General features: G+C 73.1%; 20 protein-coding genes. 8 read left to right on the plus strand and 12 right to left on the minus strand.

Annotation, left to right across the window (positions count from 1 at the left end; translation table 11 throughout):
* Positions 1–78 precede the first annotated feature (78 nt).
* From HDA34_RS08425 to HDA34_RS08465, 9 genes are all read right to left on the minus strand, one after another.
* Positions 79–1029, minus strand: a complete 951-nt coding sequence (locus HDA34_RS08425; RefSeq protein ID WP_036313563.1) for a hypothetical protein — start codon at positions 1027–1029, stop codon at positions 79–81.
* 209 nt (positions 1030–1238) lie between these two features.
* Positions 1239–2099: an HpcH/HpaI aldolase family protein gene (locus tag HDA34_RS08430; RefSeq protein ID WP_134377412.1), complete on the minus strand. Its 861-nt coding sequence runs from the start codon at positions 2097–2099 to the stop codon at positions 1239–1241.
* A 133-nt stretch (positions 2100–2232) separates the two neighbouring features.
* On the minus strand, positions 2233–3018 hold the full coding sequence (locus HDA34_RS08435) for a 2-keto-4-pentenoate hydratase (protein ID WP_134377448.1): 786 nt from the start codon (positions 3016–3018) through the stop codon (positions 2233–2235).
* Between the two features lie 394 nt (positions 3019–3412).
* Positions 3413–4579, minus strand: a complete 1167-nt coding sequence (gene hpaD, locus HDA34_RS08440; RefSeq protein WP_134377411.1) for a 3,4-dihydroxyphenylacetate 2,3-dioxygenase — start codon at positions 4577–4579, stop codon at positions 3413–3415.
* A 262-nt stretch (positions 4580–4841) separates the two neighbouring features.
* Entirely contained in the window at positions 4842–6386 is a 1545-nt protein-coding gene (gene hpaE / locus HDA34_RS08445) for a 5-carboxymethyl-2-hydroxymuconate semialdehyde dehydrogenase (RefSeq protein ID WP_134377410.1), read from the minus strand.
* Between the two features lie 80 nt (positions 6387–6466).
* On the minus strand, positions 6467–7168 hold the full coding sequence (locus HDA34_RS08450; RefSeq protein WP_036383628.1) for a GntR family transcriptional regulator: 702 nt from the start codon (positions 7166–7168) through the stop codon (positions 6467–6469).
* A 2-nt stretch (positions 7169–7170) separates the two neighbouring features.
* Complete coding sequence (locus HDA34_RS08455) at positions 7171–8769, minus strand: fumarylacetoacetate hydrolase family protein (RefSeq protein ID WP_134377409.1); 1599 nt, start codon at positions 8767–8769, stop codon at positions 7171–7173.
* 94 nt (positions 8770–8863) lie between these two features.
* Positions 8864–10078 (minus strand): aminotransferase-like domain-containing protein, encoded by a 1215-nt coding sequence (locus HDA34_RS08460; RefSeq protein WP_134377408.1) that lies wholly within the window; start codon positions 10076–10078, stop codon positions 8864–8866.
* 72 nt (positions 10079–10150) lie between these two features.
* Complete coding sequence (locus HDA34_RS08465) at positions 10151–10948, minus strand: GerMN domain-containing protein (RefSeq protein WP_134377407.1); 798 nt, start codon at positions 10946–10948, stop codon at positions 10151–10153.
* A 158-nt stretch (positions 10949–11106) separates the two neighbouring features.
* Here HDA34_RS08465 and HDA34_RS08470 point away from each other — a divergent pair, with 158 nt between their 5' ends.
* The 4 genes from HDA34_RS08470 (at position 11107) to pdxT (ending at position 14202) form a co-directional block, all read left to right on the plus strand.
* Positions 11107–11952 carry an HpcH/HpaI aldolase/citrate lyase family protein gene (locus HDA34_RS08470; protein ID WP_134377406.1) on the plus strand — a complete coding sequence of 282 codons (846 nt, stop codon included), beginning with the start codon at positions 11107–11109 and terminating at the stop codon, positions 11950–11952.
* A gap of 51 nt (positions 11953–12003) precedes the next feature.
* Positions 12004–12489, plus strand: coding sequence for a DedA family protein (locus HDA34_RS08475; protein ID WP_041102620.1), 486 nt, complete (start codon positions 12004–12006; stop codon positions 12487–12489).
* 115 nt (positions 12490–12604) lie between these two features.
* On the plus strand, positions 12605–13549 hold the full coding sequence (gene pdxS / locus HDA34_RS08480; RefSeq protein WP_036313496.1) for a pyridoxal 5'-phosphate synthase lyase subunit PdxS: 945 nt from the start codon (positions 12605–12607) through the stop codon (positions 13547–13549).
* Positions 13546–14202, plus strand: a complete 657-nt coding sequence (gene pdxT / locus HDA34_RS08485) for a pyridoxal 5'-phosphate synthase glutaminase subunit PdxT (RefSeq protein WP_182496714.1) — start codon at positions 13546–13548, stop codon at positions 14200–14202. Before pdxS ends, pdxT begins: the two co-directional genes overlap by 4 nt.
* Here the strand turns inward: pdxT and ald are convergent.
* Complete coding sequence (gene ald / locus HDA34_RS08490) at positions 14174–15316, minus strand: alanine dehydrogenase (RefSeq protein WP_069941121.1); 1143 nt, start codon at positions 15314–15316, stop codon at positions 14174–14176. The two genes, pdxT and ald, sit on opposite strands and share 29 nt — an antisense overlap.
* 105 nt (positions 15317–15421) lie before the next feature.
* On the opposite strand from ald, the gene HDA34_RS08495 reads away from it, so the two are divergent.
* On the plus strand, positions 15422–15919 hold the full coding sequence (locus tag HDA34_RS08495; RefSeq protein ID WP_036339666.1) for a DUF456 domain-containing protein: 498 nt from the start codon (positions 15422–15424) through the stop codon (positions 15917–15919).
* A 55-nt stretch (positions 15920–15974) separates the two neighbouring features.
* On the opposite strand, the gene HDA34_RS08500 is transcribed toward HDA34_RS08495, so the two are convergent.
* A complete protein-coding gene (locus HDA34_RS08500; RefSeq protein ID WP_036313468.1) occupies positions 15975–16703 on the minus strand; it encodes a FadR/GntR family transcriptional regulator in 729 nt (242 codons plus the stop codon).
* 79 nt (positions 16704–16782) lie between these two features.
* Positions 16783–18444: an L-lactate permease gene (locus HDA34_RS08505; protein WP_078026224.1), complete on the minus strand. Its 1662-nt coding sequence runs from the start codon at positions 18442–18444 to the stop codon at positions 16783–16785.
* Between the two features lie 201 nt (positions 18445–18645).
* Between HDA34_RS08505 and HDA34_RS08510 the strand changes: the two genes are divergently transcribed.
* The 3 genes from HDA34_RS08510 to HDA34_RS08520 are packed head-to-tail and all read left to right on the plus strand — an operon-like array spanning position 18646 to position 21838.
* Positions 18646–19509, plus strand: coding sequence for a (Fe-S)-binding protein (locus tag HDA34_RS08510; protein WP_036339657.1), 864 nt, complete (start codon positions 18646–18648; stop codon positions 19507–19509).
* Complete coding sequence (locus HDA34_RS08515; protein WP_134377405.1) at positions 19506–21146, plus strand: LutB/LldF family L-lactate oxidation iron-sulfur protein; 1641 nt, start codon at positions 19506–19508, stop codon at positions 21144–21146. Before HDA34_RS08510 ends, HDA34_RS08515 begins: the two co-directional genes overlap by 4 nt.
* A complete protein-coding gene (locus HDA34_RS08520) occupies positions 21143–21838 on the plus strand; it encodes a LutC/YkgG family protein (protein ID WP_044658796.1) in 696 nt (231 codons plus the stop codon). Before HDA34_RS08515 ends, HDA34_RS08520 begins: the two co-directional genes overlap by 4 nt.
* Positions 21839–21860: the final 22 nt, after the last annotated feature.

Below are 21860 nucleotides of genomic sequence, written 5' to 3' on the forward strand. Positions count from 1 at the left end.
CCAGAGCGCTTTGACCTGGATTTCCCGCCTCGAAACGGGGGGCCGTGGCGGACTGCGGTGACCGTGGATCTCACCGGGTCACCCACCGAACGCGGCCGCCCGGCGCCGCACCCGCGCGACGACGTCCGCGTAGTCGTTCCGAGCGTCGGCCCACATGACCTTGATCGAGAGCCAGTCGTGGTCGGCGCACCAGCGGTCGCGCAGCACGTCGCGGGCCTGCTGCTCGGCGGTGCGGTGGTGCTCGCCTTCGTATTGCAACGCGAGGCGCCACGGCCGATACCCGAGGTCGACCGTCGGAGCGCGGCGGTCTGACGGGTCCAGCCGGCACTGCACCTCGGGCTCCGGCAGCCCGGCATCGACGAGCGCCAGCCGCAGACGCGTCTCGCGCGGCGAATCCGCCCCCACGCGCATCCTCGCCAGCGCTGCCCGGGCCAGTCCGCGCCCCCGGAAACGTCCCCGTTCGGCCAGCGATCGGACGAGCTCCTCCGGGGTGTAGGCGGGATCCCCGCGTCCGCCGCCGGGCAGCCACGGCGGGCAGAGCAGGGCGTCACCGGCGACGACGACGTCCCGCTCCGTGAGCGCCGCCCGTGCCGCGCACAGGTCCCACAGGGTGCGGGCCGGCGTCGTCACAAGCACGCCGCCCCGCGTCATCCGCTGTCCCTCCGGCACCTCGATGCGGTGGGGCACCAGACTCGCCTGGACCGGCCGGCCGCCCGAGGTGCCGACGCTGACGTGCACCGCACCGGGGGCCAACAGCCGTGCGGGCACGGTCAGGCCGTGCAGGCGCGCGGCGGTCTCATGGCTGACGACGACGTCGGGATGGCGCCGCTGATACGCGCGGATCTCATCCATCGTCCACTCACGGACGGAGACCGCCGCAGGGCCGGCCGGCCCGTAGATGCCGTGGCGCAGCCGCCGCAGGTCTGAGGACTGCAGACGGGACCACGTCACACCCGCCCGGCGCGCGTCATCGACCGTGAAGGCGGTGGGGTCGATCGACGGCGGCAGCGGGGCGGGACGACGGGGCATGCGGCGAGCGTGCTCCGTCGGTCGGCATCCCGAGACAGACGAGCGGGGGCCTGGGGACGCGCGAGGGGGCCCGGCGCGGTTGTGCAGGAGGCGGTGACGTCCCCCGGGGCGCCGGCCCCGAGCCATTCGAGGCGGGAAATCCACGTCATGGGCCAGGATCGGGCGTCCATGGGGTGGATTTCGCGCCCCGAAGTGAGGGGATGACCAGGTCAGTACGACGCGCGGGGCGCGCCCTCCCCGTCGGCCGCGGCGTCGCTCGGCTCCGGGCACCAGCGGTCGGCGAGGGCCTCGGCGGCGCGGGCCAGCAGGGCGACGTCGGCGCCCACGTTGACGTAGTCCGCACCGGCGGCGGCGTAGGCGTCGGCCTGCGCGGGCACGAACGCATTGACGCCCACGAACTTCCCGGCGGCCTTGACCTTCGCGATGACCTCCTCGACCGCGGCCACCACCTCCGGGTGCGACTGCTGGCCGAGCAGTCCCAGGGACGCGGAGAGGTCCGAGGGGCCGATGAAGACGCCGTCGATCCCGTCCACCGCCGCGATCTCCTCGGCGTTGCGCACGCCCGCGGCAGTCTCGATCTGCACGATCACGGAGACGTGGTCCGCCGCGCCGGGCAGGTAGCCGGGGATCCGGTTCCAGCGGCCCGAGCGTGCCAGGGCGGAGCCCACGCCGCGCACCCCGCCCTCGGCGGAGCCGTCCGGGTAGCGGACGGCGGCCACGGCGCGGCGGGCCATCGCGGCGTCGTCGACCATGGGCACCAGCAGCGTCTGGGCGCCCAGGTCCAGGAACTGCTTGATGGCCACGGTGTCCAGCGCCGGCACACGCACCAGGGTGGGCACACGGTAGCCGGCGATCGTGCGCAGCTGGGCGAGGACGTCCTGCAGGGTCAGCGGTGCATGCTCGGCGTCGATGAGCAGGTAGTCGAGGCCCGCGCCGGCGCAGATCTCCGCCGTCGTCGGGTCCCCGGAGGAGAGGAACATGCCGGCGGCGGGGCGGCCCCCACGGGCGGCGGCGGCCTCGGGCGTGAAGAGGTCGCGGAACAGCGGCTGCGGGTTGTGGCGGACGGGCATGGGACGTTCCTCCGGGGTTCTCCGCGCCCCTCCACCCGACGCGGGTTGAGTTGTCGCGGGTGGAGCGGGGTCGTACTGGTGATAGGTCAACCCGCGTTGCGGGCGGGCGGGCGGGGCGACGACGACGGGCGGGTCAGGCGAAGCGGCAGGTGATGGTGCCGAGCGGGCCGTAGTCGGCGTAGACGGTGTCGCCCTCGTACACCCACATCGGGCGGGTGAAGGAGCCGGCGAGCACGATCTCACCGGCTTCGAGCGCGTCCCCGTGCTCGGCGATGCGGTTGGCCAGCCAGTGCACGCCGTTGGCCGGGTGGTTCAGCACGCCCGCGGCCACCCCGGTCTCGATGATCTCCTCGTTGCGGGAGAGGATGCCGGAGACCCACCGCAGGTCGACGTCGTGCACGCCCACGGGACGGCCGCCGATCACCAGGGAGCCCAGGGCGGCGTTGTCCGAGATGGTGTCCGTGATGGTGCGGCCGGCCATCTCGATGCGCGAGTCCAGCACCTCCAGCGCGGGCACCACGTACTCGGTGGCGCGCAGCACGTCCATCAGGTTCAGGCCGGGCCCGCGCAGCTCGTCCCGCAGCACGAACGCCAGCTCCATCTCGATGCGCGGATGGGTGTACTTCTTCCACTCGTACACGTGGCCGGACTCGAACACCTGGTCGTCGAAGATCACGCCGTAGTCCGGTTCGTCGATCCCGGTCGCGTCCTGCATGGCCTTGGAGGTCAGGCCGATCTTGTGGCCCACCTTGCGGCGGCCCGCCTCGACCTGGCGCTCGGCCCAGATGCGCTGGACGGCGTACGAGTCCTCGATCTGCATCTCCGGGTAGCGCGCGGTCAGCCGCGGCACGGGCACGCGGTCGATGCCCGCGCGGTGCAGCTCGTCGGCGATCTTGAGGTGGGTCTCGTGGTCCAGCACAGCGGTCTCCTTCACGACGACGGGCAGGGGCCTGACCTTGATCGTATACGATTACGCGGCTCGCCCCCGGCCCCGTCGCCATCCTGGCACCGCCCCGGATCAGTCCGGGGCGCGCGTCCCGATGCCCAGCCCGGGCTTGCGGCGGTGCACCGTGAGCCAGGCCAGCCCCTCGACGCCCGTCTGCGAGGCGGGACACCCCTGCTCCCCACGCTTCGAGGCGGGAAATCGAGCTCAAACTGGCCCTCCCGGCTCGAATGAGGTGGATCTTCCGCCTCGAACGGCGCGGGGCGGGGAGACGCGGAGGGTGGCAGGGAGGGCGGACGCCGACGGCGGGCACCTGCGTTGGGTGCCCGCCGTCGTCGTGGTGTCCCGGAGCGGCGCCCGGCAGTGCCGGTCAGAGCTGGTTGCCGAGCTTGTACTCGCCCTGCTTCCACTCCGGCATGGACTCCTCGCCCTGCCCCTCGCGGGTGTAGGAGAAGCCGTCGGCGCCGATGGTCACGGCCATCTCCGAGTCGTCGGTGCGGGACACCAGCGGCTGCAGGTTGCCGTCGAGGTCCAGCACGCGGGAGGCGTCGGTGTACCAGGACGGCACGACCGGGGTGCCCCACCAGTCGCGGCGCTGGTTGTCGTGCACGTCCCAGGTGACCACGGGGTTGTCCGGGTCACCGGTGTAGTAGTCCTGGGTGTAGACCTCCACGCGGTGGCCGTCCGGGTCACGCAGGTAGAGGTAGAACGCGTTGGAGACGCCGTGGCGACCCGGACCGCGCTCGATGTGGTCGGACATGCGCAGGGCGCCGAGCTTGTCGCAGATCGCCAGGATGTTGTGCTTCTCGTGCGTGGCGAAGCACACGTGGTGCATCCGGGGGCCGTCGCCGCCGGTCATGGCGGTGTCGTGCACGGTGGGCTTGCGGCGCATCCACGCGGCGTAGACGGTGCCCTTCTCGTCCTGGATGTCCTCGGTGACGCGGAAGCCCAGGTCCTGCATGTAGCGGGCGGCACGCGGCACATCCGGGGTCACCTGGTTGAAGTGGTCCAGGCGGACCAGGGCGCCCGGGGTGTAGAGGTCGTAGCGCCAGGCCAGGCGCTCCACGTGCTCGACGTCGTGGAAGAACTCGTAGGGGAAGCCCAGCGGGTCCTCGACGCGCACGGAGTCGCCGACGCCCTTGACGAAGCCGTCCTTCCGGCGCTCCACGCGGCAGCCCAGCTCCTCGTAGAAGGCGACCGCCTTGTCCAGGTCCTCGGGGGTGCGCACGCGGTAGGAGAACGCGGCCACGGCGGCGGTCTCGCCCTGGCGCAGCACCAGGTTGTGGTGGATGAACTCCTCCATGGAGCGCAGGTAGACGGTCTCCTCGTCCTCCTCGGTGACCACGAGGCCGAGCACATCCACGTAGAACTCGCGGGACTGGGCGAGGTCTGTGACCACGAGCTCCATCGAGGCGCAGCGCAGGATGTCCGGCGCCTCGGACGTCGGGGTGGGGAGGGGGTTCTCCGGGTCGATGGGGGCTTCCTTCGTGACGAAGAAGCCGGAGGAGGTCTTCTGGCGGCTCTCGAGGTTGGTCATCGGTGCTCCTTGGTGGGGGGGCGGCGCGCTGTGGCCTGGGACGCGGTCACGGGCTCGATCGTATACGATCCAGGCGACCGGCGGGAAGGCCGTCGAGGAACGCGGGTTGAGTTGTCGCGGGTCCGGGGCGCCCGCACCCGCGACAACTCAACCCGCGTCGGTGGGCCGGGGGAGAGACCCGGCCCGGCCCCACCACGACGACGGCGCCCGCACCGTCGCGGGGACGGTGCGGGCGCCGTCATGGTCGCCGGTCAGCGCGGGGTCAGCCGTCGATCTGCGCCGCGGCCTGCTCCTGCTTGCCGAACACCGGGTTGTGGACCTCGCCGAGGTTGATGTGCACGGCCTGCTGATCGGTGTAGAAGTCGATCGAGCGGTAGCCGCCCTCGTGGCCCAGGCCGGAGGCCTTCACCCCGCCGAACGGGGTGCGCAGGTCCCGCACATTGTTGGAGTTCAGCCACACCATGCCGGCCTCCACGTTCTGCGCGACGTTGTGGGCGCGCTTGAGGTCGTTCGTCCAGATGTACGCCGCGAGGCCGTACTTGGTGTTGTTGGCCAGCTCGAGGGCCTCCTCGTCCGAGTCGAACGGGGTGATGGCCACGACCGGGCCGAAGATCTCCTCCTGGAAGATCCGGGCGTCCGGGGCCACGTCCGCGAACACGGTGGGCTGCACGAAGTTGCCCTCGGGGAAGCCCTCCGGGCGGCCGCCGCCGGCCACCAGGCGAGCCTCGGTCTTGCCGATCTCCACGTAGGACATGACCTTCTCGAAATGCTCCGGGTGCACGATGGCGCCGACCTCGGTGGTCTCGTCGTCCGGCAGGCCGACCTTCACACGGGAGGCCTGGGCGGCGTAGCGCTCCACGAACTCGTCGTAGACGGAACGCTGGACCAGGATGCGGGAGCCGGCGGTGCAGCGCTCGCCGTTCAGGGAGAACACGCCGAAGATGGTCGCGTCGATCGCCGCGTCCAGGTCCGCGTCCTCGAACACCACGGCCGGGGACTTGCCGCCGAGCTCCATGGACAGGCCCTTCAGGTGCGGGGCGGCGTTGGCGAAGATGATCTGGCCGGTGCGGGACTCGCCGGTGAAGGAGATCAGCGGCACGTCCGGGTGCTTCACGAGCGGGTCGCCCGCGTAGCCCTCCTCGCCGAAGCCGTGCACCATGTTGAACACGCCCTGGGGCAGGCCGGCCTCCTCGAAGATCCCGCCCCACAGGGAAGCCGAGAGCGGGGTGAACTCCGCCGGCTTCAGGACCACCGAGTTGCCGGTGGCGATGGCCGGGGCCAGCTTCCAGGACTCCAGCATGAACGGGGTGTTCCACGGGGTGATCAGGCCGGCGACGCCGATCGGCTTGCGGTTCACGTAGTTGATCTGGCGACCCGGCACCTTGAAGGTGTCGTCGTGCTGGGCCACGATCAGGTCCGCGAAGAAGCGGAAGTTCTCGGCGGCGCGGGCGGCCTGGCCCCTCGCCTGCTTGATCGGCAGGCCGGTGTCGAAGCACTCCATCTCGGCCAGCTGGTCGCCGCGGGTCTCCATGATGTCGGCGATCCGGTGCAGCACACGGGAACGCTGGCGCGGCAGGGCCTGGGACCATTCGCCGGACTCGAAGGCCCGCTTCGCGGCGGCGACGGCGCGGTCGATGTCCGCGGCCTTGCCGGAGGCGGCCGTCAGGTACGGCTCGTTGGTCACCGGGTCGAGCACCTCGAAGGTGTCGCCGTCGATCGAGTCGACGAACTCGCCGTCGATGTAGTGGCGCAGGACGTCGGGCAGGCCCTCGGGCTTGCGGGCCTCGATGCTGGTCTTCTCCGTCATGGTGTCTCTTTCGCTGAGTGCTTCGGGGGCGGATGGTCGGGGTCTGGCGCCGACGACGTCGGCGCCGGTCCGGCCGGCGGTCACGCGGACGGCTCGGCGCTGTGCTCCAGGTAGGCGCGCAGGGTGTTCAGGCGGTGGGCGCGGGCGGCGGCCTCGATCTCCTCGAAGCGCGCCCCGTCCTCGATCAGGCGCAGCAGGTGCTCGTGCTCGTCCACGGAGGCCACCGCCCGGCCGGGCACGTACGCGAACGTGGAGGAGCGCAGCGCGGCCAGGCGGTTCCAGCCGCGGTGCACCAGGTCGTGCACGTGCTCGTTCTGGTGATGCTCGAACAGGATCGAGTGGAAGCGGCGGTTGAGCTCGGTGAACGTCACCGGGTCCCAGGCCGTCTCCGACTCCGTCATCGCGCGCATGGTCGCGTTCACCTCGCGGGCCGCCGCGAGGTCCTCGGCGGTCACGTGCGGGGCGCACTGGGCGGTGGAGAACCCCTCCACCAGCGCCAGCGTCTCCATGGTGTGGCGGTACTCGACCGGGTCGATGCCCACCACGGTGGCGCCCACGTTGCGCTCGTAGGCCACCAGCTTCTCGGACTGCAGGCGGCGGATCGCCTCCCGCACGGGCACCACGGACATGCCCAGCTCCGCGGCGATCTGGGACAGCACCAGCCGGTCGCCCGGCTCGTGGCGCTGGTCCCGGATCCCCTCGAGGATCGCCTGGTAGGCGCGGTCCGCCTTGGAGACGGGGGCGCCTGCGAGGCCGACCGTTCCGATGTCCGTGCGGCGCATGCTCAGGCGTCGCCCTCCGGGGCCGGGGCGTCCGGCAGGGTCTTGCGGTACTCGGCGAACTTGGCCTTCCACTCGGCGTTCGGGGGGAACATCCCGTCCACCGGGTAGCCGGCCTTGACCTGCTCGTACGCCCAGGCGTCCTGGAGCTCCTGCTCGTAGGCGTCGTCCACAACCTCCTGGAGCAGGGACGGCGGGATGACCACCACACCGTCGTCGTCGCCGACGATGATGTCGCCGGGCTGCACGGTGGTGCCGCCGCAGGCGATGGTGCCGCCGACCTCCCACGGGATGTGACGGCGGCCCAGCACCGCCGGGTGCGTGGCGCCGGCGTACACCTGGAGGCCGACCTCGGCGACGGCGGCGGAGTCGCGGATGCCGCCGTCCGTGATCACGGCGTTCGCGCCGTTCACCTGGGCGCGCAGGGCCAGGACGTCCCCGAGGGTGCCGGTGCCGTGCTCGCCACGGGCCTCCATGACCACCACGTCGTCCGGCTGCACCGAGTCGATCGCCCGCTTCTGGGCGTTGAAGCCGCCGCCGAACTCCTTGGCCAGGTCCTCACGCTTGGGGATGTAGCGCAGGGTCTTGGCGTAGCCGAGGACGCGCCGACCCCGGTGGATCGGGCGCGGGCCGTCGATGGTCGCGTTCTGGACGCCGCGCTTCTGCAGCTGGGCGGTGAGGGTGGCCACCGCGATGGCGTCGATCTTGGCGCGCAGCTCGGGGGTCAGCAGGGAGCGGTCCGGCTGCGGGGCGCTCGCGACCCAGTGGCCGTTCTCGTCCACCGCGGACGACGACGGCGCCGCGGCCTGCGGGGCCAGACCGGCGGCCTCGCGGGAGCCCCAGGCCTCCTCGCGCTGCACGTCGTCCACCTGCGGCTGCGCGCCGAACGGGGCCAGGGAGTGCTCCGAGTCGACGACCGTCGTCACCAGGCGGCCGGTGGTCGGTGCGCCGGGGGCGCTGGGGGCGTCCACCTCCACCTCGACGACGTCGCCCGGCTGGGCCACGGAGGACCCGGCGGGGGTGCCGGTGAGGATGACGTCGCCCTCCTCGAGCGTCATGAGCTGCGAGAGGTCGGCCACGAGCTGGCCGAACGGGAAGACGAGGCCCTCGGTGGTGTCGTCCTGGACGATCTCGCCGTTGACCCAGGTGCGCACGCGCAGGGCGGCCGGGTCCAGGCCCGCGGTGGAGATCACCGCGGGGCCGAGCGGGGTGTAGCCGTCGCCGGACTTGTTCTTGACGTTGGAGCCCTTGTCCGCGTGGCGGAGGTCGTAGAGGCCCCAGTCGTTGGCGGCGGTGATGCCGGAGACGTGCGACCAGCCCTCCTCCGGGCTGACGCGCCGGGCGGTGCGGCCGATGATCAGCGCGATCTCGCCCTCGTAGGCGAGCAGCTCGGTGCCGGCGGGGCGCTCGATGGTGTCGCCGGTGCGGGCGAGGGAGGTGCCGGCCTTGAGGAAGTAGCCGGGGGCCTGCGGGGACCGGCCGCGCTGGGCGATGCGGGAGGGGTAGTTCAGGTGGACGGCGAGCACCTTGCCCGGCCGGTTCTCCCGGACGGTGAAGTCGTGCTCGGTGACGGTGGGCGTGGGATCCGGTGTGCTCTGCGTCATGGTCGAGATCGTATACGATCTCGCGGGCCCGGGGAAGAGGTCGCACGTCCGGCAGACGCGCCGGGCCGACGTCGTCGTGGGCGCCCGCCGCGGCTCAGCGGGCCCGGTCGATCGACTCGTTCACCGCCGGGGCCAGGCGCCGCACGCCCTCCACGAGCTTCTCGGCCGCCACGAACGAGTACGCCAGGCGCAGGGTGGAGTGCGTGCCCTCGACGGGGGTGAAGGCCGCCCCCGGCACGAACACCGCGCCCGCCTCGATGCCGCGGTGCATCACCTCGAGGGTGTCCACCCCGGCTGGCAGGGTGGCCCACAGGAAGAAGCCGCCCTGCGGGGTGATGAACTCGACCGCCGGGTCCCAGTGCTCACGCACCGCGTCCACGAGCGCCGCGGCCCGCTCGCGGTACAGCCCGGTCACGTGGCGGACGTGGCCCTGCCAGTCCAGCTGCGTGACGAAGGCGGTGGAGAGCATCTGCGAGTACGTGGACGCGTGGATGTAGGCGGACTCCGCGCACAGGTAGAACTCGCGCTTGAGCGCGGCCGGCACGAGCGCCCAGCCGATGCGCACGCCCGGGGAGAAGATCTTGGACATCGTGCCGAGGTGGACCACGTTGTCCCGGTGGTCGGCGGCGATCGGGGCGACGGGCTCGCCGTCGAACGCGATCTGCCCGTACGGGTTGTCCTCCACGATGAGCACGCCGTGCTTCTCGCAGATCGCGCCCACCTCGGCGCGGCGGCCCGGGGGCAGCAGGGCGCCCGAGGGGTTCGCGAACGAGGGGATCGTGTAGAGGAAGGCCACGCGGCGGCCCTCGGCGGCCAGGCGGGTCAGGGTCTCGTCGAGGGCCGCGGGCACCAGGCCGTGGTCGTCGGTGCCCGTGGCCACGGCCTCGAGCTGCCAGGTGGTGAAGGTGGTCAACGCGCCCACGAACGTGGGGTCCTCCACCACGACGACGTCGCCCGGGTTCGCGAACGCCCGGCAGGCGGTGTCGATCGCGGCCTGCGAGCCGGGGGTGATGACCACGAGGTCGGGATCCGCGTCCGGGATGCCGTCGGCGGCCATCACGGCGGTCGCGGCGGCACGCATCTCCTCGGTGCCCTGGCCCGGGCCGTACTGCAGGGACTCCGTGCCGAACCGGGTCATCAGGTCGGAGGCGATCCGGCCCAGCTCGTCGAGGGGCAGGTCCGCGAGCCACGGGTTCCCGCCCGCGAGCGAGACGAGGTTCGGGTCCATCGCGATGTCGAAGACGTCGCGGACCGCGGACTGCTTCACGCCGACGGCGCGCTGGGACAGGTGATCTCGGAGGTTCCGCACGCTCGGCACCCTATAGCACGGCGCGGCCGCCAGTGGAGGCCCGATGACGGGCGACGACGGCGGGTCGCCCGGTCAGGGGGCGCTCGGCTCCTGGCCGGGGGACCACGTGCCCTGGGTCGGCTCGGCGGGACCCCACGACGACTCCTCGGCCGGCGCCCAGGTGTCGTCCGAGGGCTCGGCCGGCGCCCACGTGTCCTCGGACGACTCGCCCTCCGGCGCCCACGTCTGCTCGCCGGATCCGTCGCTCGGCTCCCCGCTCGGCGCGGGGTCCCCCTGCGGGACGTCCACGGACTCGCCGAGGCGGAGCGGCTCGAGCCCCAGCACGTCGTCGAGGTCCCGGCCGTCCACCTCGAGCCGGACCTGTCCCGCTGACGTGAAGGCGGCGGCGGTCGCCTGCAGCTGGGCGCGGATCCGCTCGGCCGTGCAGTCGTCCTCCGGCGTCACGGTGCCGGTGAAGGTGAAGATCTCCACGTCGCCCTCGCGGCGGTGCCCGGTCGGGGTGAGGGTCTCGCGCGCGTCGAACACGGCGTTCCACAGCGACGGGTCGCCGTGCCAGCCGCGCTCGTCCGCGAACAGGAAGTCCAGGGCGGCGTCCGCCTCGTCCTCGGTGTCCGTCGGCACGGTCTGCACGGGCACCAGCAGGTCGCCGCAGCCGAAGGGCCGGCCGCTCGTCCCCGGGACCGCCTCCGGTTCCGCGACGGCGAGGTAGACCGTCAGCGGCTGATACCCCTCCGTCGCGGGCAGGGGCACGCCGTCGTCGGACGCCGAATCCTCGGCCAGTCCGGGGTCGACCGCGCAGCCGGCCAGCAGGCACGCGGCGGCCACGGCACCCGTGATCCGCAGGGCGCGGGAAGGGGAGGTCGGGCGCATCGGGTACTCCTGGCGGTCGGGGGTCGGCGGCGTCGGACGGACCGACGGCCTCTCCATGCTACGGCCGTCCGTCTCGCCCGCCGCGAGCGGATGTGAGGCCTCCCGCGGGTGGGAAGGGGCCCGCGGGCGGACGGCCGCGGCGGGCTAGGCTGGAGGCCATGCCCGTGAGGAACCGTCGCGCCGCCGCCCTGCCCGCCAAGCTCAGCCGCTCCTGGCTGCTGGTCAACGCGGCCACCCCCGACGCGTTCGCCCCCGCCCTGGCCTCCGAGGCCGACTCCGTCATCTTCGACCTCGAGGCCGCCGTGCCGGAGGAGCAGAAGGACACGGCCCGCCAGCACGTCGTGGACGCCCTCTCCGGCGGCATGACGGCGTGGGTGCGCATCTCCGCGACCTCCACGGACCACTGGCAGCGGGACCTCGAGGCGCTCGCGGGCCTCGACGGCGTGCGCGGCGTCGTGCTGGCCGAGACCGAGGAGCCGGAGCAGGTCACGTTCACCGCCATGCGGCTGCGCGCCGGCACCCCGGTGATCGCCCTGCTGGAGTCCGCCCTGGGCATCGAGAACGCCACGGCCGTGGCCAAGGCGCCGGGCACGTTCCGTCTCGCCTTCGGCGTGAACGACTTCCGCAAGGACGTCGGCGTCGGCGAGGACCCGCTGGCCATGGCCTACGCCCGCTCCCGCATGGTGATCGCCTCCCGCGTGGGCGGTCTGCCCGGGGCGATCGACGGACCGCCCGGCAACACGGACGGTGAGGACGCGGTCATCGAGTCCAGCGCCGTCACCGCCTCGATGGGCATGACCGGCCGCCTCGTCCTGAACCGGGATCAGGTGGACTGGGTCAACCGGGCGATGTCCCCGTCCGAGGACGAGCTCGCGTGGGCCCGCGACCTGCTCGAGAAGCACGCGCAGGGCGCCGCCGTCGGCGACGGCTCGTACCTGCCCCGCGTGCTGCGCGCCCAGAAGATCGCGGACCTCGCGGACTCGTACGGGCTCTGGAACGCGTGAGCACGGCCGGGGCGCGCGCATGAGTCCCCGCACCGACGGGTGGCTCCGCCCATGATGGCGTGGATCGACGGACTGCCGCTGCTGTGGTCCATCGGGTTCTTCTGGATGCTGGCGATCCTACGCACCCTGATCGTGTTCTCGCTCGGGCGGGGGCTGGCCTCCGGCGTCGAACGGACCCGCTGGTTCGCCCGCGTGATGGAGGGGCCCGTCTATGTCCGGGCCCAGCGCTTCATCCAGCGCCACGGGGTGTGGGCCATCCCGTTCTGCTACCTCACGGTGGGCATCCAGACGGCGGTGATCGGCTCCGCCGGCGTCGCCCGCATGCCCTGGCGCCGGTTCCTGCCGGCGGCCGCGCTCGGCACGTTCCTGTGGGGCGTGGTGTACGGGACCGTCGGGATGGCCGTGGTGTGGGCCGTCATCGGCGCGGCGCTCGGAGAGGGCCGGGGCGTCCTCGCCCTCGTGCTGATCCTCGCGGCCGTGGCCGCGTTCGTCGTCTGGCGCCGACGCCGCACGCTGCGCCGGCACGGGGCCGGGTGACGTCGTCGTCCGTGACGCGGGCCGGGCTTCGCCGCCGGGGGACTAGAGTTGACCGCGTCTCCGCCCCGGCCAGCCGCCCCGCGGCCGGGGCCGCCACCCCTTCGGAAGGACCACCATGAGCGACGAGCGCGCCCGCAGCTTCTCCGCCTCCACCGCCTCCGCCGCCGACGACGGCGCCCGCGGCACCGGCACGACCCGCGTCAAGCGCGGCCTGGCGGACATGATGAAGGGCGGCGTGATCATGGACGTCGTCAACGCGGAGCAGGCGCGCATCGCCGAGGACGCCGGCGCCGTGGCCGTCATGGCGCTCGAGCGGGTCCCGGCCGACATCCGCGCCCAGGGCGGCGTGGCCCGCATGTCCGACCCCGACCTGATCGACGGCATCGTCGAGGCCGTGTCCATCCCCGTGATGGCCAAGGCGCGCATCGGCCACTTCGTGGAGGCCCAGGTGCTGCAGGCGCTCAAGGTGGACTTCATCGACGAGTCCGAGGTGCTCTCCCCGGCGGACTACGTGAACCACATCGACAAGTGGGACTTCGACGTGCCCTTCGTGTGCGGCGCCACCAACCTCGGCGAGGCCCTGCGCCGCATCACCGAGGGCGCGGCCATGATCCGGTCCAAGGGCGAGGCCGGCACCGGCGACGTCTCCGAGGCCGTGAAGCACATCCGCACCATCCGCAAGGAGATCGCCCAGCTCCAGGGCCTGGCCCAGGACGAGCTGTACGTGGCCGCGAAGGAGCTGCAGGCGCCGTACGAGCTGGTGCGCGAGGTCGCCGAGACCGGCGCCCTGCCCGTCGTGATGTTCACCGCGGGCGGCGTGGCCACCCCGGCCGACGCGGCCCTGATGATGCAGATGGGCGCCGACGGCGTGTTCGTGGGCTCCGGCATCTTCAAGTCCGGCAACCCGGCCGAGCGCGCCCGCGCCATCGTCAAGGCCACCGCCCAGTTCGACGACCCGATGGCGGTCGCCGAGGCCTCCCGCGGCCTGGGCGAGGCCATGGTGGGCATCAACGTGGGCGACCTGCCCGCCCCGCACCGCCTGGCCGAGCGCGGCTGGTGAGTCCACAGAAGACCGTCGGCGTGTTCGCCCTCCAGGGCGACGTGCGGGAGCACGTGCACGTGCTCGAGGCCCTCGGCGCGCGCACGCGCCCGGTGCGCCGCCCCGCGGACCTCGAGGGTCTGGACGGCATCGTGCTGCCCGGCGGCGAGTCCTCCGTGATGGACCGCCTCGCCCGGATCATGGGGCTGAAGGACCCGCTCATCGCCGCCCTCCGCGACGGCCTGCCCGCCTACGGCACGTGCGCGGGGCTGATCATGCTGGCCCGGGAGATCCGCAACCCGGCGCCGGATCAGGGCGGGCTCGGCGTGCTGGACGTGGCCGTGCGGCGCAACGCCTTCGGCGCGCAGGTCGACTCGTTCGAGGAGGACCTGGACGTCCCCGCGGTCGCGGCGGAGCCGGTGCACGCTGTGTTCATCCGCGCCCCCGCCGTCCTCCAGGCGGGGGAGGGCGTCGAGGTCCTGGCGAGCGTGCCGGCGTCGCGCCTGTCCGTGCCCGCGGCGGACCCGGGGCTCGACGGCGACGCGCGGCTGCCCGTGGCCGTGCGGCAGGGCCACCTGCTCGCCACGGCCTTCCACCCCGAGGTGACCGGCGACTGGTCCTTCCACCGGGCGTTCCTCGCGGGGCTCAGGCCTCCGCGAGCACCTCGGAGGTGACGCGGACGTCCTTCCGGGGGTCCAGGCCGAGCTCGTCGGCCACGGCCGTGGCGACGGAGGGCAGGGTGAGGACGCCGTCGTGCGCGTTGAGGCCCCCGGCGAAGCCCTCGTCCGCGGCCAGCGCGGCGCGCCATCCGAGGTCGGCGATGCGCTTGATGTAGGGCAGCGTCGCGTTGGTCAGGGCCGAGGTGGAGGTCTGCGGCACGGCGCCGGGCATGTTGGAGACGCAGTAGTAGATCTTGTCCCCCACGAGGTACGTCGGATCCTGGTGGGTGGTGGCCCGCGAGTTCTCGAAGCAGCCGCCCTGGTCGATCGCGATGTCCACCAGCACGGAGCCGGGCCGCATGGACTCCACCATCTCGGCGGTCACCAGCTTCGGGGCCGCGGCGCCGGGGATCAGCACGGAGCCGATCACGAGGTCCGCGTCCGCCACGGTCTCGCCGATGTTCAGGTGGGACGAGGCCAGCGTGCGGATCCGACCCTGGTGGACGGCGTCCAGCTGCGCGAGCCGCTCGAGGGAGATGTCCAGGACGGTCACGTCCGCGCCCATGCCCGCGGCGATCACGGCCGCCGCCTCGCCGGCCACCCCTCCGCCGATCACGGCCACCCGGGCGCGGCGGGTGCCGGGCACGCCGCCCATCAGCACGCCCAAGCCGCCCTGCGGCTGGAGGAGGTGGTAGGCGCCCGCGGCGGGGGCCAGGCGGCCGGCCACCTGGCTCATGGGGGCCAGCAGCGGCAGGGAGCGACCGCGGGTGACCGTCTCGTAGGCGATCGCCGTCGTGCCGGCGTCCAGGATCGCCCGCGTGCACGCGGGGGAGGCGGCCAGGTGCAGATAGGTGAAGAGGACCTGGCCGCGGCGCAGGCGGCCGTATTCCTCCGGCTGCGGCTCCTTGACCTTGAGGACCAGCTCGGCGCGCTCCCAGAGCTCGTCGACGTCGTCGACCAGCTCGGCGCCGGCGTCGCGGTAGTCCTGGTCCGAGGCGCCGGAGCCGACGCCGGCCCCCGACTGCACGAGGACCTGGTGGCCTGCGCGCACCAGCTCCTGGACCCCGCCCTGCGTCAGGGCCACACGGAACTCGTTGTTCTTCACTTCGGTGGGCACGGCGACCAACATGCGGCGAATCTAGCCCATCCGGCCCGTTCCGGCGAGGGCGCGGGGGCCGCTGCGCGGTCGCCGGTGCCGCCGTCACCGCGGTGCCCGTCCCGTCATACTGGTGCGGTGACTCCCGCGCTGATCTCCCTCGTGGCCGTGCTCCTGCTCCTGGTGGGGCTGGTGGGCACCGTGTACCCCGTCCTGCCCGGCTCGCTGCTCAACCTCGTGACGGCTCTCGGGTGGGCCGCGCTGCTGGGTTCCCCCGCGTCCTGGACGTTCGGCGTCATCGCGGCCGGTCTCGCCGTGGCGGGGCTGAGCGCGTCCGCGGTGCTGACCGGCCGACGGCTGCGACGTGAACGCGTCACCCGCGGCCCGATCCTGTGGGGGGTGGCCGGCGCCGCCGTCGGGTTCTTCGTGATCCCGGTGGTGGGTCTATTCCTCGGCTTCGCCGTCGGCCTGTTCGCCTCCCAGTGGGCCCGCACCCGGGACGCCCGGGCCGCGCTCAGCAGCTCGATCGGCGCGCTCACGGCCATGGGCATGGGCATGCTCGTGGAGTTCTGCTGTGCGCTGGGCTCGCTGACCGCCGTGGGCGTGGGCGCCCTGGTGCACGGCGTCACCGCCTGAACCGCCGGAGCCGTCCGTCCGGCGGGACCCCGCGCGCGCCGGACCCTTCGCCGGCTCAGCCGCCGGCGGGCACCCTGCCGGTCTGGGCGAGGGCGGCGAAGCCGAGGACGTGCTCCCGCAGCTCCTGCGCGGCCGCCCGGCCGTCCCCGGCGGCGGAGGCGGCGAGGATCCGCCGATGGTCGGCCTGCAGGCCGGCGCGCACGGCGGGCCAGTCGGACAGCCCGGCCACGGTCTCGGTCACGTAGCCGATGGTCGCCTGGCGCAGGGAGTCCAGCATCATCGCCGTCACGACGTTCCCGCCCAGGGTGGCCAGCCGCACATGGAACTCGGTGTCGAGCAGGTGGAAGTCCTCTTCCGGCAGCGCGGGGTCGTCCATCCGGTCCAGCAGGGTTTCCACCTCGGCCAGGACGGCGACGCTCTCGGGGTCGCCGGAGGTGGCGGCGGCCGCCTGCGCCGCATCGGTCTCGAGGAGCACGCGCGCGGCGACGACGTCGGCCATCGGCAGGGACCGGGTGGCGATGTGCAGGCGCAGCGCCCAGCCCAGCGCCGCGGACGGCTCGGAGACGACGACGGCGCCCGAGTTCGGCCCGGAGCCGGCGCTGGCGCGGATCAGGCCCATGGCCTCGAGCATCCGGGTGGCCTCCCGCACGGACGCCCGGGAGATGCCGAAGCGTTCGGCCAGGGTGCGTTCGCCGGGCAGCTTGTCCCCCACGACCACGGCGCCGGAGCGCAGCTCGGCCTCGAGCCAGTCGAGCACGATGGTGTAGGCGGGGGCAGCGGTCATGGACGGACCTTCCGAGGGGGCGGGGCGGCGACCGTCCATCCTACCGATGGACGCCGCCCCGCTCGGGTGGTGCAGGCGGTCAGCCCGCCGCCGGCAGCATCCACGCCAGCACGTTGGACTGCAGGTACACGAGCGTGCACACCGCCAGCAGGAGCACGAGCGACCACACCACCACGCGGCGCAGGATCTCGGACTCCCGGCCCTCCATGCCGACCGCCGTCGCGGCGATCGCCAGGGACTGCGGGGAGATCATCTTGCCCACGACGCCGCCGGAGGTGTTGGCGGCCACCAGCAGGGCCGGATCGGCGCCGATGTTCGTGGCGGCGGTCTGCTGCAGGGTGGAGAACAGGGCGTTCGCGGAGGTGTCCGAGCCGGTCACGGCGGTGCCGAGCCAGCCGAGCACCGGGGACAGGAACACGAAGGCCGCGCCCAGGCCGGCCACCCACGTGCCCATGGCGACCGTCTGGCCCGAGAAGTTCATGACGTAGGCCAGGGAGAGCACGATCACGATCGTCAGGGCGGACCAGCGCATGCGGGCGAAGCAGCGGCCGATCTCGGCGAGCGCGTTCCCCACCGAGAGCGGGAACCGGCCGTCGTGGTCGAACCGGGAGTAGACCACGGCCATGATCAGGCCGGCGATCAGCAGCAGCGTGCCGGGGGAGGCCAGCCACTCGAACTTGTACACGGTGCTCGCCAGGGGCGCGCCGGAGGCGTCGACGAGGTGCCCGTCGAGCCCGGGCCACGGGATCTTGGCGGTGGCGGAGTTCAGGGCCGCGGTGATCGAGGGGACCAGCTTGGCCAGGGCGAACACGGCCACGACCACGATGTAGGGCAGCACGGCCATGAAGATCCGGCCGGGGGTGAGGTCCTGCGCCGCCGCGCGGGCGGGGGCGTCGAGGCGCTGGCGGGCCTCCTCGGCGCCCCGCGGCCGCCAGAAGCGCAGCAGCAGGACGGCGGCGGCGAGGGAGACCAGGGAGGCCACGACGTCGGTGAGCTCGTAGGAGAAGTGGGTCGAGGCCAGCCAGATGGCGACGGCGAAGCTCGCGCCGATCACGATCAGTGCCGGCCACGTCTGCCGCACGCCGCGCAGCCCGTCGATGATGAACACGAGCAGGAACGGCACGAACACGGCCACGAACGGGGCCTGGTGGCCGACGATCGCGCCGATGTGCGTGGCGGGGATGCCGGTGAGCGTGCCCGCGGTGGTGATGGGGGTGCCCACGGCGCCGAAGGCCACGGGCGCGGTGTTCGCCAGCAGCACGGCGGTGGCCGCCCGCAGCGGGGGCACACCCAGGCCGAGCACCATGGTGGCCGTGATGGCCACGGGGGCGCCGAAGCCGGCGAGGGCCTCGAGCAGGCCGCCGAAGCAGAACGCGATGAGCACGGCCTGGATGCGGATGTCTCCGCCGCCGAGCGAGTCGAAGATCGCGCGCATGTCGTCGAATCGCCCGGAGAGCACGGTGACCTGGTAGAACCACAGCGCCATCACGACGATCCAGACGATCGGGAACAGGCCGAAGGTCGCTCCCTGGGCGGCGGCCAGCGCCGCCAGGTGGGCCGGCATGTGGAAGCCCAGCACGGCCACGAGCAGGGCCACCACGAGCGCGGCGAGCCCCGACTGCCAGGCCTTGAGGCGCAGACCGAGGAGGGTGGCGAAGAACGTCAGCAGGGGCAGGACGCCGAGCGCGGCGGAGAGCGCGACGCTGCCGGCGGCATCGGGGGTGGGGGTGAAGGTGTGCACGGGGGTCTCCCGGTGGGCGAGGGGACGGGGCGGGATCCGGTCGGGCCGGTGATGGTCGGACCACTGTGGTCAGACCAAGGAGCGTACTGTGAGGGCGGTCACCTCGCAAGCGGCTGGCATGATATGGTCTGACCACTACGGCACCCGTGTGCTGCCGCACCGCACGGCGCCCCAGGCGCCCCGTCCGGAACGGAGACCGGCATGAGAATCGCCCTGTTCGCCACGTGCATCGTGGACGCGATGTACCCCAAGGTGGCCCTCGCCACCGTCCGCATCCTCGAGCGGCTCGGCCATGAGGTCGTCTTCCCGCCCGGCCAGGTCTGCTGCTCGCAGATGCACGTCAACAGCGGATACATGGAGGACGCCCTGCCCGTCGTGCGCAACCACGTCCGCACCTTCATGAAGGCCGACTACGACCTCGCCGTCGCCCCCTCCGCCTCCTGCGTGGCCTCGCTCGGCCACCAGCAGCCGGACGTCGCCCGCTCCGGCGGGGACGAGGGTCTGGCCCGCGACGCCGAGGTCGTCGCCTCCCGCACCCTCGAGCTGTCGCAGCTGCTCACGGACGTCCTCGGGGTGACGGACGCCGGGGCCCAGCTCGGCTCCTGGTTCCCGCACACCGTGACCTACCACCCCTCCTGCCACGGCATGCGCCTGCTGCGCCTGGGCTCGCGCCAGGAGGACCTGCTGCGCACCGTCGCGGACATCGACCTGCGACCGCTGCCGGACGCCGAGGAGTGCTGCGGCTTCGGCGGCACCTTCTCCCTGAAGAACCCGGACGTCTCCGCCGCCATCGCGGAGGAGAAGATCGAGAAGGTCACCGCGTCCGGCGCCTCCCTCTGCACGGGCGGCGACGCGTCCTGCCTGCTCCACCTGGACGGGGCCATGCACCGTCGAGAGGCGCGCGGCCAGGACGGCCGCCCGCTGCGCACCGTGCACCTCGCCGAGATCCTCGCGGCCACCCGGGAGAACCCGCTCGAGGTCGACGGCCCCGTCGAACTGTCCATCCCCGCGTCCGCCGGCGCCCGCCGCGGACCGTCCGCCCGTGTTGAGGAGGCCCGCCGATGAGCACCGCACCCACCCGCGTGCGCCTGGGAATGCCCACCGTCCGCCCCGTCCACGGCGAGGGCGAGATCCTGCTGAACACCCCGTTCCCCGAGTCTGCCCGCGAGCAGCTGGGGAACGGCCAGATGCGCGCCAACATCCGCCGGGCCACGCACACCATCCGTGCCAAGCGTGCCGGCGTCGTCGAGGAGCTGCCGGACTGGCAGGAGCTGCGCGCCGCCGGCTCCGCGCTGAAGCAGTCCGTCATGGCGGACCTGCCCGCGCTCCTGGAGCGGCTCGAGTCCGAGGTCACCGCGCGCGGCGGCGTCGTGCACTGGGCCCGGGACGCGGCCGAGGCCAACCGCATCATCACGGAGCTCGTCACCGCCAAGGGCGTGGACGAGGTGATCAAGGTCAAGTCCATGGCCACCCAGGAGATCGGCCTGGACGCCGCGCTCGAGCATGCCGGCGTGGCCGCCGTCGAGACGGACCTGGCCGAGCTCATCGTCCAGCTCGGCCACGACCGGCCCAGCCACATCCTCGTCCCGGCGATCCACCGCAACCGCGAGGAGATCCGGGACATCTTCCGCCGGGAGATGCCGGAGACGGACGAGAGCCTCACCTCCGAGCCGGCCGACCTGGCCGAGGCCGCACGCCGGCACCTGCGCGAGAAGTTCCTGAGCACGAAGGTGGCGATCTCCGGGGCGAACTTCGGTGTCGCCGAGACGGGCACGCTCTCCGTCGTCGAGTCGGAGGGCAACGGCCGCATGTGCCTGACCCTGCCGGAGACGCTGATCACCGTGATGGGCATCGAGAAGCTCGTGCCCACCTTCGAGGACCTCGAGGTGTTCCTGCAGCTGCTGCCGCGCTCGTCCACGGGCGAGCGGATGAACCCGTACACCTCCATGTGGACGGGCGTCACCGAGGGCGACGGTCCTCAGGAGTTCCACCTGGTCCTGCTGGACAACGGCCGCTCCGCGGTGCTGTCCGACCCGAAGGGCCGTTCCGCGCTGCACTGCATCCGCTGCTCGGCGTGCATGAACGTGTGCCCCGTGTACGAGCAGACCGGCGGCCACGCCTACGGCTCGGTCTACCCGGGCCCGATCGGCGCGATCCTCTCCCCGCAGCTCACCGGTGTGGACGCGGGGGAGAACGGCACCCTGCCCTACGCCTCCACGCTGTGCGGCGCGTGCTACGACGTCTGCCCCGTGGCCATCGACATCCCCTCGATCCTCATCCACCTCCGGGACGAGGACGTGCAGGCCACCCACGCCGCCCGGAAGGCTCTGCGCACGGACGAGGACGCCGCTGCCGGCCCCCTGGCCCGCGCCAAGGCGGCGGTGGAGTCTGTCACGCCCTCGCAGATGGACGTGGCGATGAAGGGCGCCTCCGTGGTGATGTCCTCGGGTCGGCGCATGTCGCTGGCCGAGCGGGGCCTGGGGCTGGGCCGGGTCGCGGCCGGGCCGGACCGGGTGCTCGGCTGGCTGCCGGGCATCGCCGGCGGCTGGACCGACGAGCGTGACGTGCCGGCGCCCCCGCGGGAGTCCTTCCGCAACTGGTGGGCCCGCCACAAGGATGAGACCGAGCACCGAGTCGCCATGGACGGCGTCACCGGGCTGGACCGGCCGGAGGACGAGCACGTCGAGGAGGACGGACGATGAGCGAGGCGAAGGCCGAGATCCTGCGGCGCATCCGCGAGGCGACGGCGGACGGGCCGGTCGCGGACCCGGTGCAGCGCACCTACCGGCGGACCTCCTCCCGGGACCGGGCCGAGGTGGTGGAGATGCTGCGTGACCGGCTGATCGACTACCGCGCCTCCGTGCGGGACGAGACCGAGGAGACGGTGGCCGCGGCCATCGCCGAGCTGCTCGGCCCGGACGCCCGGTACGTGGTGCCGGCCGGTCTGGAGCCTGACTGGCTCCCCGCGGACTCGCGCGGGGCCGGCCGGGAGCGCATCACGGAGCCCGCGGTGGGTCACACGGGGGAGCGGGCCGCGGTCCGCGGCGCCCACGACGGCGAGCGCGAGCCCCTCAGCGTGGACGCGCTGAACGAGGTGGACGCGGTGGTGACGTCCTCGACGGTCTCCTGCGCGGAGACCGGGACGATCTTCCTCAGCGGCCGCCCGGACGAGGGCCGCCGGGCGATCACCCTGGTCCCGGACCACCACGTGTGCATCGTGCCGCTGGACTCCGTGGTGGAGCTCTTCCCGGAGGCGCTGGCCCGCGTGGAGGCGACGGCGCCGATCACCATGATCTCCGGGCCCTCGGCCACGAGCGACATCGAGCTCGAGCGCGTCGAAGGCGTGCACGGGCCGCGCCGCCTGGACGTGATCCTGCTCGACCGCGCTCGCTGACGCGGGCGCGGTCGGGCAGGGG

Source organism: Micrococcus luteus, from assembly GCF_014138885.1.
In the GTDB taxonomy this organism is placed as follows: domain Bacteria; phylum Actinomycetota; class Actinomycetes; order Actinomycetales; family Micrococcaceae; genus Micrococcus; species Micrococcus luteus.